Origin of the sequence: Pseudomonas gozinkensis (genome assembly GCF_014863585.1) — a bacterium.
GTDB classification, from domain to species: domain Bacteria; phylum Pseudomonadota; class Gammaproteobacteria; order Pseudomonadales; family Pseudomonadaceae; genus Aquipseudomonas; species Aquipseudomonas gozinkensis.
Window position 1 is genome coordinate 3,653,888 of sequence record NZ_CP062253.1, and the last position, 17,983, is coordinate 3,671,870.

General features: G+C 61.8%; 13 protein-coding genes. 4 read left to right on the top strand and 9 right to left on the bottom strand.

Annotated features, from left to right (window positions below):
- Position 1: 1 nt before the first annotated feature.
- From IHQ43_RS16045 to IHQ43_RS16085, 9 genes are all read right to left on the bottom strand, one after another.
- Entirely contained in the window at positions 2–1,024 is a 1,023-nt protein-coding gene (locus IHQ43_RS16045; protein WP_192561257.1) for an ABC transporter permease, read from the bottom strand.
- Complete coding sequence (locus tag IHQ43_RS16050; protein ID WP_192561258.1) at positions 1,024–2,088, bottom strand: microcin C ABC transporter permease YejB; 1,065 nt, start codon at positions 2,086–2,088, stop codon at positions 1,024–1,026. The genes IHQ43_RS16045 and IHQ43_RS16050 overlap by 1 nt, the downstream gene beginning before the upstream one ends.
- Positions 2,075–3,922, bottom strand: coding sequence for an extracellular solute-binding protein (locus tag IHQ43_RS16055; RefSeq protein WP_192561259.1), 1,848 nt, complete (start codon positions 3,920–3,922; stop codon positions 2,075–2,077). Before IHQ43_RS16055 ends, IHQ43_RS16050 begins: the two co-directional genes overlap by 14 nt.
- Before the next feature lie 227 nt (positions 3,923–4,149).
- Complete coding sequence (locus IHQ43_RS16060; protein WP_192561260.1) at positions 4,150–6,804, bottom strand: TonB-dependent receptor; 2,655 nt, start codon at positions 6,802–6,804, stop codon at positions 4,150–4,152.
- A 117-nt stretch (positions 6,805–6,921) separates the two neighbouring features.
- A complete protein-coding gene (locus IHQ43_RS16065; RefSeq protein ID WP_192561261.1) occupies positions 6,922–7,425 on the bottom strand; it encodes an RES family NAD+ phosphorylase in 504 nt (167 codons plus the stop codon).
- On the bottom strand, positions 7,422–7,913 hold the full coding sequence (locus tag IHQ43_RS16070) for an antitoxin Xre/MbcA/ParS toxin-binding domain-containing protein (RefSeq protein ID WP_192565014.1): 492 nt from the start codon (positions 7,911–7,913) through the stop codon (positions 7,422–7,424). Before IHQ43_RS16070 ends, IHQ43_RS16065 begins: the two co-directional genes overlap by 4 nt.
- Before the next feature lie 254 nt (positions 7,914–8,167).
- Positions 8,168–11,092: a TonB-dependent receptor gene (locus IHQ43_RS16075; RefSeq protein WP_192561262.1), complete on the bottom strand. Its 2,925-nt coding sequence runs from the start codon at positions 11,090–11,092 to the stop codon at positions 8,168–8,170.
- 91 nt (positions 11,093–11,183) lie between these two features.
- Positions 11,184–12,131 carry a FecR domain-containing protein gene (locus tag IHQ43_RS16080; RefSeq protein WP_192561263.1) on the bottom strand — a complete coding sequence of 316 codons (948 nt, stop codon included), beginning with the start codon at positions 12,129–12,131 and terminating at the stop codon, positions 11,184–11,186.
- Entirely contained in the window at positions 12,128–12,634 is a 507-nt protein-coding gene (locus IHQ43_RS16085) for a sigma-70 family RNA polymerase sigma factor (protein ID WP_011334510.1), read from the bottom strand. The genes IHQ43_RS16080 and IHQ43_RS16085 overlap by 4 nt, the downstream gene beginning before the upstream one ends.
- A gap of 298 nt (positions 12,635–12,932) precedes the next feature.
- Here IHQ43_RS16085 and IHQ43_RS16090 point away from each other — a divergent pair, with 298 nt between their 5' ends.
- The 4 genes from IHQ43_RS16090 (at position 12,933) to IHQ43_RS16105 (ending at position 17,903) form a co-directional block, all read left to right on the top strand.
- The gene (locus IHQ43_RS16090) at positions 12,933–14,651 is read left to right on the top strand and encodes a hydrogenase maturation protein (RefSeq protein ID WP_192561264.1); all 1,719 of its coding nucleotides are present in this window, start codon (positions 12,933–12,935) and stop codon (positions 14,649–14,651) included.
- Between the two features lie 60 nt (positions 14,652–14,711).
- Positions 14,712–15,575, top strand: coding sequence for a LysR family transcriptional regulator (locus tag IHQ43_RS16095; RefSeq protein ID WP_085610473.1), 864 nt, complete (start codon positions 14,712–14,714; stop codon positions 15,573–15,575).
- A 109-nt stretch (positions 15,576–15,684) separates the two neighbouring features.
- On the top strand, positions 15,685–16,830 hold the full coding sequence (locus IHQ43_RS16100) for an SRPBCC family protein (protein WP_192561265.1): 1,146 nt from the start codon (positions 15,685–15,687) through the stop codon (positions 16,828–16,830).
- Positions 16,831–16,886: 56 nt separating this feature from the next.
- Complete coding sequence (locus tag IHQ43_RS16105; protein ID WP_425220307.1) at positions 16,887–17,903, top strand: SMP-30/gluconolactonase/LRE family protein; 1,017 nt, start codon at positions 16,887–16,889, stop codon at positions 17,901–17,903.
- Positions 17,904–17,983: the final 80 nt, after the last annotated feature.

Below are 17,983 nucleotides of genomic sequence, written 5' to 3' on the forward strand. Positions count from 1 at the left end.
ATCAAGTCCTGGGGTCGAAGGCATCACGGCAGGCTTCGCCGATGAATACGAGTAGAGAAAGAATCAGCGCCAGGGCAAAAAATGCCGTCAGCCCCAACCACGGAGCTTGCAGATTGTTCTTGCCCTGACCGATCAACTCACCCAGCGAAGCACTGCCGGCGGGCATGCCGAAGCCGAGGAAATCCAGCGCCGACAACGTAGCGATCGCCCCGGTCAGAATGAACGGCAGGTACGTCAACGTTGCACTCATGGCATTGGGCAGAATGTGCCGCACGATCACCTGCGCATCGCCGACACCCAGCGCCCGCGCCGCTTTCACGTACTCGAGCCCCCGGCTGCGCAGGAACTCGGCGCGCACCACGTCCACCAGACTCAGCCAGGAAAACAGTGCCATGATCCCCAACAACCACCAGAAATTCGGCTCGACGAAGCCCGACAGAATGATCAGCAGATAAAGCACCGGCAGCCCCGACCACACTTCCAGCAAACGCTGACCGAGCAAGTCGACCCAGCCGCCGTAATAACCCTGCAAGGCGCCGGCAGCGATACCGATCAATGCGCTCACCGCCGTCAAGGCCAGGGCGAATAACAGCGAGACTCGCGTGCCGAATATCACCCGCGCCAGCACATCCCGCGCCTGATCGTCGGTGCCCAGCCAGTTTTCAGCGGTGGGCGGGCTCGGGGCCGGTTCGGTCAGGTCGTAGTTGGCCGTGTCGAAGCCGAACGGGATCGGCGCAAACCACATCCGCCCGCCCTGCCCCTCGATCAGTTCACGCACCTGGGCGCTGCGGTAGTCGGGCTGGAACGGCAGCTCGCCGCCGAAATCCTGCTCGGTGTAGCGCTTGAACGCGGGGAAATACCACTCGCCCTGCCAGGTCACCAGCAACGGCTTGTCATTGGCGACCAGTTCACCGCCCAGGCTCAGGCCGAACAGCGCGAGAAACAGCCACAACGACCACCAGCCGCGCCGATGAGCCTTGAACCGCGCCCAACGGCGCTGTCCGATTGGAGAAAGCGTCGGCATCAGGCAGTCCTCGCGGTGAAGTCGATACGCGGATCGACCAGCGTGTAGCACAGGTCGCCCAGCAGTTTTATCAAGAGCCCGAACAGGGTGAAGATGAACAATGAACCGAACACCACCGGGTAATCCCGCGACACCGCCGCTTCGTAGCTCAGGCGGCCGAGACCGTCGAGGGAGAAGATCACTTCGATCAGTAACGAACCGCCGAAGAACACCGTGACCAATGCCTGAGGCAAACCGGCCACCACCAGCAGCATCGCGTTGCGAAACACATGCCCGTACAACACCTGGCGTTCACTCAGGCCCTTGGCGCGAGCGGTGACCACGTACAGCCGTGAGATTTCATTGAGAAAGCTGTTCTTGGTCAGGATCGTCAACGTTGCGAAACCGCCGATCACCAGCGCGCTGACCGGCAACACCAGGTGCCAGAAATAATCGGCGACCTTGCCCCACAGCGACAGCTCGGCGAAGTTGTCCGAGACCAGCCCGCGCACCGGAAACCAGTCCAGCGCCGTACCGCCGGCGAACACCACGATCAGCAGCAGCGCAAACAGAAACCCCGGCATCGCATAGCCGATGATGATCGCCGCGCTGCTCCAGACATCGAACGCCGAGCCGTTGTGCACCGCCTTGCGGATGCCCAGCGGAATCGATACCAGATAAGTGATCAGCGTCGCCCACAATCCCAGCGACAGGGTCACCGGCAGTTTCTGCCAGATCAGTTCGGTCACCGACGCCCCCCGGAAAAAACTCTTGCCGAAATCCAGTTGCGCGTAGCGCTTGAGCATCAGCCACAAGCGCTCGCCGGCGCTTTTATCGAAGCCGTACTGGCGCTCGATCTCGGCCACCAGTTTCGGGTCCAGGCCACGGGTCGCGCGGGACTCGCCGCCAATGCTCTCGACATGGCTGGCCCCCACCGCCGCACCAACACCAATCCCCTGCAATCGGGCGATGGCCTGTTCGACCGGGCCACCGGGCGCGGCCTGCACGATCACAAAGTTCACCAGTAGAATTGCCAGCAAGGTCGGCACGATCAGCAGCAGACGCCGCAGGCTATAACCCCACATGGGCGTACTCCTTTTGCTGCTGCATTTGCGTCGAGGTCAGCGCGGTCGGGCTGATCTCCCACCAGGTGTCGAGGCCGGCGTCGTACAGCGGCGCAATTGCCGGGCGACCGAAGCGGTTCCACCACACCGTGGAAATCCCCGGCGGGTAATAGTTGGGAATCCAGTAATAGCCCCACTGCAACACCCGATCCAGCGCATGGGCGTGGCGCAGAAGGCTCTCACGATTGTCGGCCTGGACCACGCCTTCGAGCAGCGCATCCACCGCCGGATCGCGCAGCACCATGTAGTTGTTGGAGCCGGGATCGTCGGCGCCGTCGGAACCGAAGTAGTTGAACAGCTCGCGCCCCGGCGCCTGACTCACCGGGTAACCGACGACAATCATGTCGTAGTCGCGGCTGCGCACGCGGTTGGTGTATTGCGCGGTGTCGACCTGACGAATATCGAAGCCGATGCCGATCTGCGACAGGTTGCGCTTGAATGGCAGCAGCAGGCGCTCGAAACCCTTCTGGCCGTTGAGGAAGGTGAATTGCAACGGCTCGCCGGCGGCATTCACCAATTGATCGCCACGGGGTTTCCAACCAGCAGCCTCCAGCAATTTCAGCGCCTGCAATTGCTGCGCGCGGATGTTGCCGCTGCCGTCGGTGCGCGGCGCCTCGAACACCTGACTGAAGACTTCATCGGGAATCTTGCCGCGCCACGGTTCGAGGATTTTCAGTTCTTCGGCATCCGGCAGTTCGGTGGCCGACAACGCACTGTGGGAAAAGAAGCTGCGTTGGCGCAGGTACATGCTGCGCATCATCTGCCGGTTGCTCCATTCGAAATCCCAGAGCATGGCAATCGCCTGCCGGACCCGGCGATCCTGAAACATCGGCTTCTGCAAGTTGAACGCAAACCCCTGGGCGCCTTGTGCAGCACCGGGTGCGAGGTGTTCGTGCAGCAACTTGCCCTGCTCCAGTGCCGCGCCGGCATAACCGATGGTGTAACTGGTGGCGGAGAACTCGCGGTTGTAATCGAAGCCGCCGGCCTTGAGCACTTGTCGCGACACGTCGGTGTCGGCAAAGAACTCCACGCTCAACTGATCGAAGTTATAAAGCCCACGAGTGATCGGCAGATCTCTGGCCCACCAGTCCTTGATCCGCTGGAATTTCACGCTGCGCCCGGCGTCTACCGCGATAACCTTGTACGGCCCACTGCCCGGCGGAATCTCGAAGCCTGCGCCATCGGCGAAATTGCGTGTACGCCACCAATGTTCAGGCAACACCGGCAACGTCGCCAGATCCAGCGGCAAGGTCCGGCTCTCGTTGTTCTTGAACACGAAACGCACCTGGGTCGGCGACTCGACCTGCACCTCGGCGACATCGCGAAACTGCTGGCGATACTTGAGGCTGCCTTGAGTGGTGAACAGTTCGAAGGTGTAGCGCACGTCTTCGGCGGTGATTGGCGTGCCGTCCTCGAACTGCGCCTTGGGGTTGAGGTAAAAGCGCAGCCAGCGCCGGTCCGCGTCCAGCTCCATCCGTTGCGCGACCAGACCGTAGACGCTGTAGGGCTCGTCCTTGCTGCGATAGGCCAGCGGCGCATAGAGCCAGCCGTCGATGTCGGCGACACCGGTGCCTTTGTCGATGTAGGGAATCAGGTGATCGAACGGGCCGCTCTCCAGCGAAGAGCGGCGCAAGATTCCCCCCTTGGGCGCGTCGGGGTTGGCGTAGGCCAGATGCTGGAAGTCCGGGGCGTATTTCGGGGCTTCGCCGTAGACCGTGAGGGCGTGTTGTGGCGCCGCGAAAATGAGCGGGCTCGACAACATGAAGATGCTGAAAAGCATGAGTCTGGAGAGCATCGGCAAGATCCTGATAATTGGGCGCCGCCAATGGCCCCTCGCGAGCAAGCTCGCTCCCACATTGCTTCGTGACGAACACAAATCCCCTGTGGGAGCGAGCTTGCTCGCGATGGGGCCAAAGCAGTCACCACACCTCCTGCCTACCTGTGATGTGCAACAGGCCGGCATTTTTTATAGAACTGGGTTTAGAACGATGCGTTACTAAAACCCGCCCTGACCGATCATTCTCAGAACTTGTAATTGACCCGCGTGTACAGCGTGCGGCCAAACGGGTCGCCGTATTTCGGGTCGTAGCCGCTCTGGAACGTGTAGGTCTGGTTGCTGAATGGCGGCTCGCGGTCGAACAGGTTTTTCACTCCGAGGGTCACTGCCAGGGTCTTGCGCCAGGTGTAGGTGCCGGCCACGTCCCAGACGTTGTACGAGCCGACGTAATCGTGAGTCTCGCGATCCGAGTCGTGGTAACCGCTGGTGTAGCGGTTGGTCAGGCTCGCGCCGAGCGGGCCGTAGTTCCAGCTGCCGGTCAAGCTATGACGCCAGCGGGCCACGGCGCCGGCGGAAGCAAAGTCGCCGCCGCGAAAATCGCCGAGCTTGTCGATGTAGTCGCCCTTGAGCTGCTGCTGATAGTCGTAACGGGTGACGTAAGTGCCTTGCAGACCGATGCCGAAATCGCCGTACGGCATGCTCGGCAGGCGATAGTCGAAGCTCACGTCGACGCCGTTGGTCTTGATCTTGCCGAGGTTGGCCAGGCCAGTGACGATGTGATCGATGGAGCCATCAGGCTTGCGAATCAGACGCTCCGGGTACAGCTCCGGGTTTTCGAACACCGCCGATTCAGGGAATTCGGCGATCTGGTTGGCGATGTCGATCCACCAGAAATCCAGCCCGGTGGTCAGGCGATCAAACGGCTGATAAACGAAACCGAGGGTGACGTTGCGCGCAGTTTCCGGGCTCAAATCGGTGTTGCCGCCTGAGGTACGGTTGAACTGCTGGGCACAGTCGCGGTTGGCAATGCCGCCGTTGCTCGGGTTGCCACCGGCGCACAGGCGCGGGTCGTTGTAGTTGGCATTGGTGAACGAGGTGAACGTCGGGTTGTACAACTCATAAAGCGACGGCGCACGGAAGCCTTCGCTGTAGGCGCCACGCACCACCAGCTCCTTGAACGGCTGGAAGCGGAACGAGTATTTCGGGTTGGTGGTGCTGCCGAAATCGCTGTATTTGTCGTGGCGCACGGCGGCGGACAGTTCAAGGCTGTCGAGCACCGGCACGTTGACCTCGGCGTACTGCGCCGAGACGCTGCGATCTCCTTGTACGCTGCCATTGGGATCAACGCCCAGGCTCTGCACGTCGCCGGCGAACGCGGCGAAATCCTGATGAAAGTCTTCCTTGCGGTATTCACCGCCCAGCGCCAGCGCCGAAGGACCAGCACCGAACCAGTCGCCGATCTCGCGGCTGATGCGCCCGTCAATCGCCTTGACCCGGCCCACTGCCGTCGCGTAATCGCCATCCACTCCGTTGGCCGCCAGCAAGGCCGAACCGGCAGCGGTCTGCGGGCCGAAGGGGTTGATCAAACCGTTGGCGATGCCTTGACTGACGGCTCGGTCATTCACGTAACCGCTGCGAATCGTGTTGACCACTTTGTTCTGGTTGTAAGAAGCGCCGAGGTTGTAATCCCAACCTACCAGCGTCCCGTCGAAGCTCAACAGCAAACGCTGACCAGTGTTGTCGTCCTCATGCTGGCGGGCACCGACAGCCGTCTCGCGCCAGTTCACGTCCACCGGTTGCGTCGGGTCCAGAGCAAAACCGCTTGGCCCGGGCGTAATGCCGTTGCCCGGATAGAACGCAGTACCGGGATTGACCTGATTGCCCATCAACGTACCGGGACCGATCTGAGTACGGTTTTCGTTGCGCGCCCAGAAGTATTCGAGGCTGACGTTGTGATCGTCCGACAGCTTGCCGGTGGCTTTGGCGAAGGCGGAGGTCTTTTCGGTTTCCGGTACCAGGTCGAGATAACTCCACAGGCTCTGGCGGCAGATGCCGTTGCGTGACAGCAGCCCCGGTGCATTGCAACCGGAACCGGCCAACGGGTTGGTGGCATTGCTGCCCTGGCTCCAGTTGGCGGGCGATGCCGTGCCGGAGGTGTAATCCAGGCCGCGCCCCGGCTGGTAGTTATAGGTGTAACCACGATCATCGGCGGCCAGTCGGTTCTGCTTGTCGTAGCTCACCACGCCGAAAACGTTGAAGCGATCGTCCTGCAAATCACCAAAACCCCAGCTGCCGCTGAAGTTGCGGCTTTCACCGCCGCCGGAATGGGTCGGCGTGTCGTAGTTTGTGCTGATCTGGCCTTCGGTGAGGCTGGTCTTGGTGATGAAGTTGATCACCCCGCCAATGGCATCTGTACCGTACAGCGCCGAGGCGCCATCGCGTAGCACTTCTACCCGGTCGATGGCGGCGAACGGGATGGTGTTGAGATCGACGCCCGAGCCGTTGATCGCATTGGTCGCGTTGTTGCTCAGGCGTCGACCGTTGAGCAGCACCAGCGTTTTGTTCGGGCCGATACCTCGCAGGTCGGCGTAGGACGCCCCGCCGCTGCTCGACCCCACCGAGCGCCCGGAGCCCACCGAAGACTGGTTGGCCGAGATACGGCTGACCAGCTCTTCAGTGGTGGTCACGCCCTGCTTCTGCAACTCCTCGACCCTCAGGATGGTGACCGGTACGGCGGTTTCGGCATCGACCCGGCGTATCGCGGTGCCAGTGACTTCGACCCGTTGCAACTGGGTGGTCGGCTCGGTTGCCGTGCTGTCGGCGGCGACGGCCGGCAACGTGTTGATTGCCAGCAGCAAGGCCAGGCTCAACGGGGATTTAACGGGTGAAAATCGAATCATGAACAGCCATCCCTGCGTTTTGGTTTATGCAGGGATGTGCGATGGCAGATGGGAATTTATAGGGCGCGATTTAGACCGTTGGGTGCTGAGGTTATGCAAAACCGGCAAGTCGACTCATCAGGTCAAAACCGCTTCTTTGAGCAACCGGGTATCCAGCCCAAAACGTTCTTGGGAGACCATCCTGAACTGCCCCTCCGCCAAATCGCAGCTCACCAGCAAGTTCCACGAATGCCGGGTTGCCGCCGACGGGATCAGCACAAACGGATGCTCGGCCAGTAAAGCGTCGGCGAACAATCGCTGATTGGGTGACGGCCGTGCAGGGCTCAGCCAGTAAGGGTTCGGCACTTCTTCGGGCTGCACGATTTTCACCTTCGCGTCGCTTATGACCTCAAAACACGTCAACACATAAGGCTCGCGATCTAGAGCATCAAAACTGTGGTTGGCTGCCACCTCCAGAATGGCCGAGGACGGATCGACTGACGCGTAGACGACGCGTCGTCCAGGTATATTCCAGCGACCGCCACTCAGCTTTGAACCAATCCCGCTGTCCCAGGTACCTCCATAAACCTCGGGATCCAGCCGCCAGGCATACCAATGCTTGTCCCACGGCAAGGGGTTCATGGGTAAACCCCGTAGATAAGCTGACTCAGATACTGCTCCACCATCTGAAAACCCAATGGATGCAGCGTCAATTCCAGCGGCACATGACCGTAAAAATAGGTAGAGGGTTTTTGCATCCAGTCCTCCGCCCGTGGTTGCCCCCCGAAAGCCCGAATGGCCAACTCCAGCACCAATGCATATTGGTAGGCTATGACACTCTGCTGCGGGTCAAGCCGTACCGGTTTTCCTTCCTTCAGCAGCCGTCGTACCGTTCTGACCGACTTGCCAGTGATGCGTTTGACCACGTCGCCTTGCTGGTAAAGCTCGGAGGTTGAAAGCATGTCGACGACGTCGCTCAGCTCGAAACCTTCATCGGTAAGGTGAACAATCAGCATGGCGTCATCACCGATATTCTTGCCATGCACGAGCAATTCGACAGGTTTGCCCTCGACCTTCTTCAAGCCCGCCAACCGGGGTACTTTTGCGCTGGGCAACGCGACGTCCTCCATGGGGCACCTGGCACGATCATCGCGCCACTGATGGCGAGCGGAATAAGCAGGTGTTTCGTATTCGAGGTGTGCAGTTCGCATGATCCATCCATTATCAAAGGCCTGAGTAATCGGGCCGTTTACGACTTCAATGTCATCGCCGATGCTATAGATCATGCTTCCGACGACCAACCTTAAAAAGTCGTCGGAAATATCCCCGTTTTCGCACAAAGCCCGGCAACTTCCGTAGGACGCTGCCGGGCGTCATTTCGTCCTCAACTGCCGAAGTGATAACTCACATCCAGCCACCACTGACGCCCGTACGGGTCGTAGTTGCCGGTGGGGTAATACGGCCACCCCGCCGAGTCGTCATGCTTGACCTGGTTAAGTACGTTGTTCACGGTCAGCCCGACACTCGCCCGGTCGTTGAGCTTGTACCGCGCACTGGCGTTGAACACCGTCCACGGCGACAGTCGCCCATCGCCCGCGCCGTTGGTGACCGAACCGTAACGAATCCCCATCAGCGTTGCCGTGGCCTTCTGGTAATCCCAGGTCAGGCTCGCATTGACCTTGCTGCGCCAGTCGTAATTGGTGCGCGAGGTACGCCAATCCTGGGTCGGGGCTTCGTCCGATTCCTTGTAGTAATGCGACAGCACCAGGGTGTAGCCCAGCGCCGAACTGAACGCGCCGTACTGCCCGGCGCCCCAGCGGATGTTGCTCTTGAAGTCCAGGCCGCTGACTCGCTCGCTGGCGGCGTTGATCGCGTTCACCCGCACCCGCTGCAACTGATTGGGATCGATGGCGGCATTGCCGGGGTTGCGATCGACGCGTGCCAGGGTCGACTGGCAGTTGGCCGAGTTGATGTCCTGGGTGCCATTGCGACATTCGTTCTCTTGCTGCAACAGACGGTTTTCGTCGACGGTGGTCAGCAGATCATCGATCTCCACCCGCCAGAAGTCCGTGGAGAAATCAAAGTTGCGCGACGGCGACCAGACGAAACCGTATGTCCAGGATTTGCCGCGTTCGGATTCCAGATCCGCCGTTCCGCTCTGGGTGTAATCGACGCGCCCGCGATCACACGCGCCCTCCACGCCCTGGCTGCAACCGTAATAGTCGATCTGCGCCGGGTAGTAACCGTTGCTGTCGGACTGATAGATGTAGTTCAGGTCCGGGGCGCGGAAACTGGTGCCGTAGCTGCCGCGCACCAGCAGGCTGTTCACCGGCCGCCATTCGAGGCCGAGGTTGTAGGTTTTCTGTTGTTCGGTACGGCCGCTGAATTTGTATTGGTCCCAACGCCCCGCTGCCGTCGCCAATACGGTGTCGGTAACCGGAATGCTGAACTCGCCGCCCGCCGCGTAACGCTTGCGCGAGCCGCCGGAGCTTTGCGCCGGGGTCACGCCGTAGAAGCTGCCGTCATTGAGGCTGTCATCGGGATCGATGCGATATTCCTGCTTGCCCGCCTCCAGCACACCGGCGAATCCCACCGGGCCGGCCGGCAGATCAAACAATTCACCGTTGACCGAAGCGTTGTAACTGGTCGATACCGACTTGCTGCTCTGCGTCAGGTTGCCGCGAAACTGCTCCCACTCCTGGGGCGTCAGTGGCCGGTCGAGGCGCGAGGCATCCGGCGCAAACACCGGGTAACCGCCACGGGTGCCCAACTGCGGGCCGAGGTAGAAATCCTGGATCGACGACAGCGGCGTGTAACGCGTGGTGCGCACGCTTTTGTACTCGGACCGATTGGCCGCCAGTTCATAGTTCCACCCGGTGTCGGCGATCTTGTCCGAGAGACCCAGGGTGCCGGTCCATGAGGTATCGCGCCATTTGCTGTTGTTGCTGGTGCGGCCGCCGATTTCCTCTTCACCGAAGCGCCGATACCAGCGCTCCAGATTGCCGCTGTTCTGGTTGATGAAATCCGGCGAGGTGAAAGTCGGACCACGGGTGTTGTTCTGGATGTGATCGAGGCCGTACATCAAGTCGGCGAAGACCTGACCGCTGTCGCTGAAATGCCAGGTTCCACGGGTGTAGCCGTCGTAGTTTTCCTTTTGGGTCTGCACGGTCCAGTAATCGTTGTAGATCTGGTCGGTGCGGCAACGCCCGCCGTTGTTGAACAGTTTGTTGTCGAACGTGCCCTGATACGCGCCACAGCCGGGCCCCAGATAGCGGTTGTTGGTCAGGTCGCGACGGTAGCCGACATCCGCCAGCGGCCCGCTCTGCATGAAGCCGCGATCATCGGCCCAGATCGGATCGCGGTTGGTCAGTTCGAGTCCGAACAACCCGTCGAAGTCGCCCCAACTGCCACCGCCGCTGATCTGCAAGCGCTGGTTGTCGCCGCCGCCGCGCTCGCTGGTGCCGCCCTTGAGGTTGACGTCGACGCCATTCATTTTGTCCTTGAGGATGATGTTCACCACCCCGGCAATCGCATCAGACCCGTAGATCGCCGAGGCGCCGCTGCTGAGCACTTCGATGCGGTCGATGATCGCCGACGGAATATTCGCCAGGTTGGTGAAGTTGACCTTGCCATCGTACGGTGTCGGGTAATCGGCGACCCGCCGGCCGTTGATCAGCACCAGCGTGTGGTTGGGGCCAAGTCCGCGCAGGTTGAGGGCGCTGGCCGCCGGTTGCCAGGTGTTGCCGTAGTCTTCGCCCTGGGTCATGCCGGTGTTTTGCGTCTGCGTGGCGAGGGCGTCGTAGACGTTTTTGTAGCCGCGCGCTTCCATTTCTTCGTGGGTGATGACGTTGACCGGGGTCGCACCATCGCTCTGGGCACGGGCGATACGCGAGCCGGTGACGGTGACTTTTTCCATGCGGTAATCGGCGCTGCTGGCGGGCACCACGGCAGCCGCCTTGAGCGGCGCGGTGCTTGGCGCATCGGCCGGGCGAATGCTCAGGCCCTGGGTGCCCTGCTCGACTTGCAGACCGCTGCCGAGCAAGGCCTTCTCCACCGCCTGACGGCCACCCAATGCGCCGCGCACTGCACTGCTGCGCTTGCCCTGAACCAGATTCTGGCTGAAGGAGATCGGCACGCCGGTCTGGCGCGAGATGTCCAGCAGCACCTCGTCGAGGGCCCCTGCGGCGATGTCGAAGGTAAAGACCTGAGTGGCGGCGTCTTGTGCCTGAACGGCGGCCGGGACAATGCCCGTCGCCAGCACGATGGCCAGCGTCAGGCGGGACAATTGTTGTTGTTTGAATGAGAACATCGAGGGGCTTCCCTGTTGAAGGCGTCTGCTGGGAATGAGCAGTGGGCCGGCGCTTTTTATAGGGGTGCGGATAGACCGGGAAGTTATGGATTTATAACCGCGCTTCAATGCTGACCCAGTACGGGTTGTGCCAGGTGACACGGATCGGCAGCGAACGCTCCAGCAGCTGCAGGGTGCGGTCGCTGTCATCCAGCGGATAGAGGCCGCTGAGGCGCAGACCGGCGACCTCGGGGCTCAGATGCAAGATGCCGCGACGGTAACTGCGCAGGCTGTCGATGACCTCGCTCAAGGGGCGATCGCGCACCTCGAGCCGTCCCTGCACCCAGGCACTTTCCTGTCCTTTGCTGCGTTCCAGCGCGAGGATTTCCCGAGCGTCGAACAGCAGGCTTTCACCCGCCTCCACCACTTGCCGCGCACCGCTGGCGGTGACCACTTCGACCTGCGAATGCAGCATCACCAACCGCGTCGAATCCTCACCGCGCTGCACCAGAAATTTCGTCCCGAGCGCACGCATCCGCCCATGTTCGGTTTCGACCACAAATGGCCGGGCCAGATTCTTCGCGACATCGATCAGCAGCTCTCCGCTGCGCAAGTCCAGCAGGCGTTCCACGCTATCGAAACGCGGCACCACACGACTGCGGGCGTTCAACGTCAGGGCGCTGCCGTCCTCGAGGGTGAATTCACGTCGTTCACCAGTACCGGTCGACAACTCGCCGGATTCGGGCAGCCAGCCATAACGTCGACCGAGCAAGCCCGCTAACACGGCGATGCCGAGTACGCTCAAACTGCCGCTGAGGAACCGTCGGCGACTGGACGGCGCATTCAGGCTGTGCAGCACACTCTCACGGGGCAGTCCGCGCAGGTTCGAATGGCGCAGCAGATTCAAACCGCCCCCCATTTGCTCGATGATCTGCTGATGCCGTGGATCTGCCGTGCGCCAGGCGTCGAACGCAGCACGCTCCTGCAAGCTGACATCCCCCGATTGCAGCAGCGCCATCCATTGCGCGGCTTCGTCGATCAGCGTTTCGTCCGACCTCATGCCTGCATCGCCTGATAGCAACGTTTGAACGCCTCGACCATGTATTGCTGCACGCGGCTGGTGGACACGCCGAGGCGTTCGCCGATTTCGCTGTAGGTCAGGCCATCAAGCTGGTGATAGAGAAACGCAGCCTTGGCCTTGGCCGACAAGCCGTTAAGCAAGCGATCCACCGCCAGCAGCGTTTCGATCACCAACTCCCGTTCCTCGGGAGACGGATGCACCGGCTCCGGCGCCAAGGCAAGGCTTTGCAGATAGGCGCGCTCCAGATCCTGCCGGCGCCAGCCTTCATAGACCAGCCGCCGCGCAATCGTGGTCAACAGCGCGCGGGGTTCGCGAATCGCCAGCGGATCGGGCAGCGCCAACACCCGAAGAAAAGTTTCCGAAGCAATGTCCTGTGCGCTGTGCGGGCAGCCCAGGGTTCGGCTGACCGCGGCACACAACCATCGGTAGTCCTTTTGGAACATCTGTCCGATGACCTGGTAATGCGGGTTGTGACTCCCCATGCCTTACTCCCTGAAAACGGGCTCCACCCGCTGCGAAAATCCATGGATACGCCGGGATCTTCCGGCGTTGATCAGGGGTGCGACTGTGCAATAGCGCCTGAGACATTTGAAGTAATAAAAAATCAGGACAAGCAAACCTTTGAGAATAAGGCCTGTCGTCGCCACGGCAACACTGGCTGACACAACGTTGATCTCGATCACTGGCGCCCGCCACGCCACTCTCTAACCTTGCGCCTCCATCGATAGCCACGGACGGCTCACCGGGAGCCTGCGGCTGACCTTTCAAGGAAGAGCAATCATGCGATCACTCAACATCATTCTTCTGTCGTCGGCATTCAACGGCCTGACCCAGCGCGCGTGGCTGGAACTGCGTCAGGCCGGACATTCACCCAGCGTGGTGCTGTTTACCGACGAAACCGCCGTGTGCGAACAAATCGAAAACAGCGGTGCCGACCTGGTGATCTGCCCGTTTCTCAAGGACCGTGTTCCCCACGCACTGTGGAGCAACCCGCAGCGTCCGGTTGTCATCATTCACCCCGGCATCGTCGGTGATCGCGGTGCCAGCGCACTGGACTGGGCAATCATGCGCGAGCTGCCGTCCTGGGGCGTGACCGCCCTGCAAGCGGTGGAGGAAATGGACGCTGGTCCGGTCTGGGCCACTTGCGAATTCAACCTGCCGACAGGCCTGCGCAAATCCGAGCTGTACAACGGCCGGGTCAGCGACGCGGCGATCCGTTGTATCCGTGAAGTGGTGGAAAAATTCATCGAAGGCTTTGTGCCGGTGGCGCTGGATTACAACGATCCGAAAGTGCGTGGACGCTTGCAACCGAACATGAAACAGGACGACCGCACCTTCAGCTGGCACGACTGTTCGCGCTTCATCAAGCGCTGCATCGACGCGGCGGACGGCCAGCCCGGCGTACTCGCCAGCCTCGCCGGTGGACAGTATTACGTGTTCGACGCGCACCCCGATCAGCGCACTGGCATCCCCGGCGAGATTCTCGCGGTACACGACGACGCAGTACTCGTAGCGACCGGTGATCACAGCCTGTGGATCGGCTCGCTGCGACGCAAACCGCAACCGGGCGAAGAGACCTTCAAGCGTCCTGCGCGGCATGTGCTGGCCGGAAAGTTGTCCGGCGTGCCGGTGCTGGACTGGTCGGTTGCCAACGCGCCGTTCAGCGACGAGGCGTATCAACCGATCCGTTATCGCGAGTCCGGTCAGGTCGGCGAGCTGACGCTGGAGTTCTACAACGGCGCCATGAGCACCGAACAATGCCGACGCATGGTCGAGGCGCTGCGCTGGGCAAAATCCCGCGACACCCAGGTGTTGTTGATCAAGGGCGGACGCGGCAGTTTTTCCAACGGTGTGCACCTGAACGTGATTCAGGCCGCCGAGGATCCGGGTGCCGAAGCCTGGGCCAATATCCAGGCCATCGATGATGTGTGCGAAGCATTGCTCAGCGCGCGGCAACTGGTGGTCAGCGGTCTCACCGGCAATGCGGGCGCCGGCGGTGTGATGCTCGCACTGGCGGCTGACATTGTGTTCGCCCGCGCCGATATCGTGCTCAATCCGCATTACAAAAGCATGGGCCTGTACGGCTCGGAATACTGGACCTACAGCCTGCCCCGCGCCATCGGCCCGGCCATGGCCGAACAATTGACCCAGGCCTGCCTGCCGGTCAGCGCTGCGCAGGCGCTGCAACTGGGCATGGTCCAGGAAATCGGCCCGCGCTGCCCCGACGAGTTTTCGCTGTGGCTGCTGCAACGGGCCAACAGCGTGCTCAGCGATCCGACGTATGCGCCGGTGCGCGAACGCAAGCTGCGGGTCGATCATGTGCTGATCCGCCAATGCCGCGAGGCCGAGCTGCAAGAGATGCAGGAAGACATGCTGTACAACCGCAATCAGTTCGCCGAGAAGTGCCGCAACTTCGTCTACAAGCGCAAGACTTGCTGCACGCCGGCGCGGTTGGTGGAGGATTGGGCGCGGGTGCGTGATGTCGAAGTGGCTGACTGAACAATGACGCGGTCCCGGGGCTGCCCGTACAATGCGCGCACCTCAACCACCGGCCCGCCCATGGACATCGACCTCGCCCGCACCTTTCTGGAAATCGTCCGCCACGGCAGCCTCGCCGCGGCGGCTGAAAAGCTGTTCGTCACCCAAACGGCGATCACTGCCCGGGTCCAGAAACTCGAAAGTCAGTTGGGCAGCACGCTGTTCGTGCGCAACCGTGCCGGTGCGCGGCTGACCGCCAACGGCGAGGCCTTTGTGGTCTACGCCAATCAACTGGTGCAGACCTGGGAAGCGGCGCGCCGCGACCTGCCCTTGCCCGAGGGCTATCACAACGTGCTGCACATCGGCGGCGAGGTCAGCCTGTGCAACCCGCTGATGCTCAGCTGGGCTGCTGAGCTGCGGGAGAAAATCCCCGGCCATGCGTTGCGCATGGACATCCGCGACGGCGAAAACCTGCTGCGCCAGCTCGAACTGGGGGTGCTCGATGCGGCGCTGGTCTATCAACCGGAATACTGGCCGGGGCTGCAGGTCGAGCAGGTGCTGGAAGAGAAACTGATTCTGGTCACCACGCCCGGCCGCCCTGCCCCTTACGTGTACATCGACTGGGGCCCGGACTTCCGCCGCCAGCACGACGCGGCCCTGCCGGAAAAGGCCAAGGCCGCTCTGAGCTTCAACCTCGGCCCGCTGGCCCTGCAATACATCCTGGAGAACGGCGGCAGCGGCTATTTCCGGACCCGGGTCGTGCGCACTTATCTGGAAAGCGGCGCGCTGGAGCCGGTCACCAAAGCCCCGGAATTCGGCTATCCGACCTACCTCGTCTATTCCCGCGACCGCGACTCGGCGATCCTGCAACAGGCGTTCGATCTGCTGCGCGAAGTCATCAGGGCCGATGATGACTGGTCGCAGCGCTGGAACCCGTTGAGCTGACGGCCGCCATACACCGGATCATGGCAGTTGTGACCTGAAGGTTGCCCCTGCACAAACGGCGGGATCGGCTAATCTGCCGGGATAATGACAATATCCGCAGGTGACCGCAGTGAGGCAGACCACCGAGGCATTTCGCAGCCGCTACCGTGCGGCGATCCATCCGCGCTACAACCCGTGGCTGCACGGCGCGTTCGTGCTGCTGTTCGGCGCGCTGGCCATCGGCGCGTTCTGGAGCAGCGTGCACCAGGTGCGGCCGCTGGAATGGCTGACCGTGCCGCTGACCCTGCTGTTCTTCAATTTCGGCGTGTACATGGTGCACCGCCACCTCGGCCACCATAAAAAAAGCTTCGCCCGAATGTTCTACGCCCGGCATGCGGGCGATCATCACAGCTTCTTCACCCCCGGCCACATGACTTACGACGGCGCCCGCGACTGGCGGGTGATCCTGTTTCCGGCCTGGCTGATCGTGCTGCACACCCTGGCGATCACCTTGCCCCTGTGGTGGCTGTTCGCGCAGATCAACGCCAACGTCGCCGGGCTGTTCGGCGGCTGCATGGTGTTCGGCTACCTGACCTATGAAGTGTTCCATGCCTGCGAGCATCTGCCGCCGCAGAACCCGCTGACCCGCCTGCCGTGGATCCGCCAGATGCGCCGCCTGCACGAGCTGCATCACCGTCGCGAGCGCATGCAGGAGCGAAATTTCAACATCGTTTTTCCGCTGATGGACTACCTGTTCGGCACCCTCTACTGGGAGCCGGATACCGCCCCTTCAACCGATTCGAGAACGCCCATGACCCGCATGCAGCACACAGTCGACATCGCCGGTGATCCGATCGCCGTCCTCGCCTACGCCGCCACCGTCAGTCGCTGGCCTGAATGGCACCCGTCTTCGCTGAAGATTGACGGTCCCAGCGGTGCGCTGCATGCCGGGGCGCGATTCGACGAGGACATCCACGCCGGCGGTCGCGAGGGGCATTTGCGCTGGGAAGTCACCGAGTACCTGCCCGGCCGGCGCTGGTGTGCCCGGGCCCAGGGTGATCAGGGTCTGTCGTTGCTGCTGACCTATGAATGCTCGGCGCACAACGATGCCACGCGGTTCGTGCGTACCCTCGATTACCAGTTCGAGGGCATCGGTCTGCGCATTGCCAACCACCTGCTGCTCAAACGGCGCATTGATCGCGAATCGGCGGCTTCGATGCTGGCCCTGCGCGACATGGCGACCCGGCACCTGGCCCTTGCAGGAGCTCACGTGTGAGATGGCGCTCTCTGGTGTTGCTGCTGATTGTCGGACTTCTGGCCTTTTTGCTGTTGATGCCGACCAAGGTCGAGCCCGTGGCCTGGACGCCGCAACAGGCGCCCTCGCTGACCGAAGGCCCGTACGCTGACAACCAGCGACTCAAGGGCGCGGCGCAAGTCGGCCCGAGTGACATCGAAGGCCCGGAAGCGCTGCTGCTGGAAAACGATTTTCTGATTACCGGGCTGCATGACGGACGCCTGCTGCGCACCAGCCTCGACGGCCAGCAACGCCAAATCCTGGCGGATACCGGCGGCCGGCCGCTGGGATTGGCGCGGCATTCCAACGGTTTGCTGGTGATCGCCGACGGGGTCAAGGGTTTGCTGTCTCTCGACGCGCAGGGCCGGCTGGTGGCGTTGACCACCGAAGCCAATGGCCTGCCGTTCGGCTTCACCGATGACGTGGCCATCGACAAGTCCGGGCATTACGCCTATTTCAGCGATGCTTCGAGTCGCTGGGGTTACGGTCGCGATGGCGAAGCGATCATTGAACATGGCGGTGACGGACGCCTGCTGCGCTATGACTTCCAGACCGGCAAGACCGTCGTGCTGCTCGACAAACTGGAGTTCGCCAACGGCGTGACCCTCGGCCCGGAAGACGCCTACGTACTGGTCAACGAAACCGGCGCCTATCGAATCAGCCGTTATTGGCTGACCGGGCCGAAGGCCGGCACCCACGACCTGTTCATCGACAACCTGCCGGGGCTGCCGGACAACCTTGCGTTCAATGGTCGGGATCGCTTCTGGGTGGCGCTGTACACGCCGCGCAACCCGCTGCTCGACCGCACCGCTGAACACCCGTTCGTACGCAAGATGATCGTGCGGGCGATGACCGTGCTGCCCAAACCGGTGGAGAAACGCGGGTTCGTGCTGGGGCTGGATCTGGACGGCAAGGTGATCGCCAATCTGCAGGATGCCAGCAGCGGCAATTACTCGCCGATCACCACGGTGCGCGAGTATGGCAACTGGTTGTATTTCGGCTCGCTGAAGGCCACGCACATGGCGCGCTTGCCGTTGGAGGCGGCCTTGAAGTGAGGCTTTGAGATTTGTGATGAATTGGCTGACGCCATCGCTGCGATGCGGCGGGCCGACAAGCCAGCTCCCACAGGGTTTTT

What these genes read in the sequence shown, in the direction of transcription:
- IHQ43_RS16045 (WP_192561257.1), bottom strand. Translation starts at nt 1,024, where the DNA reads ATGCCGACGCTTTCTCCAATCGGACAGCGCCGTTGGGCGCGGTTCAAG.
- IHQ43_RS16050 (WP_192561258.1), bottom strand. Translation starts at nt 2,088, where the DNA reads ATGTGGGGTTATAGCCTGCGGCGTCTGCTGCTGATCGTGCCGACCTTG.
- IHQ43_RS16055 (WP_192561259.1), bottom strand. Translation starts at nt 3,922, where the DNA reads ATGCTCTCCAGACTCATGCTTTTCAGCATCTTCATGTTGTCGAGCCCG.
- IHQ43_RS16060 (WP_192561260.1), bottom strand. Translation starts at nt 6,804, where the DNA reads ATGATTCGATTTTCACCCGTTAAATCCCCGTTGAGCCTGGCCTTGCTG.
- IHQ43_RS16065 (WP_192561261.1), bottom strand. Translation starts at nt 7,425, where the DNA reads ATGAACCCCTTGCCGTGGGACAAGCATTGGTATGCCTGGCGGCTGGAT.
- IHQ43_RS16070 (WP_192565014.1), bottom strand. Translation starts at nt 7,913, where the DNA reads ATGGAGGACGTCGCGTTGCCCAGCGCAAAAGTACCCCGGTTGGCGGGC.
- IHQ43_RS16075 (WP_192561262.1), bottom strand. Translation starts at nt 11,092, where the DNA reads ATGTTCTCATTCAAACAACAACAATTGTCCCGCCTGACGCTGGCCATC.
- IHQ43_RS16080 (WP_192561263.1), bottom strand. Translation starts at nt 12,131, where the DNA reads ATGAGGTCGGACGAAACGCTGATCGACGAAGCCGCGCAATGGATGGCG.
- IHQ43_RS16085 (WP_011334510.1), bottom strand. Translation starts at nt 12,634, where the DNA reads ATGGGGAGTCACAACCCGCATTACCAGGTCATCGGACAGATGTTCCAA.
- IHQ43_RS16090 (WP_192561264.1), top strand. Translation starts at nt 12,933, where the DNA reads ATGCGATCACTCAACATCATTCTTCTGTCGTCGGCATTCAACGGCCTG.
- IHQ43_RS16095 (WP_085610473.1), top strand. Translation starts at nt 14,712, where the DNA reads ATGGACATCGACCTCGCCCGCACCTTTCTGGAAATCGTCCGCCACGGC.
- IHQ43_RS16105 (WP_425220307.1), top strand. Translation starts at nt 16,887, where the DNA reads ATGCCGACCAAGGTCGAGCCCGTGGCCTGGACGCCGCAACAGGCGCCC.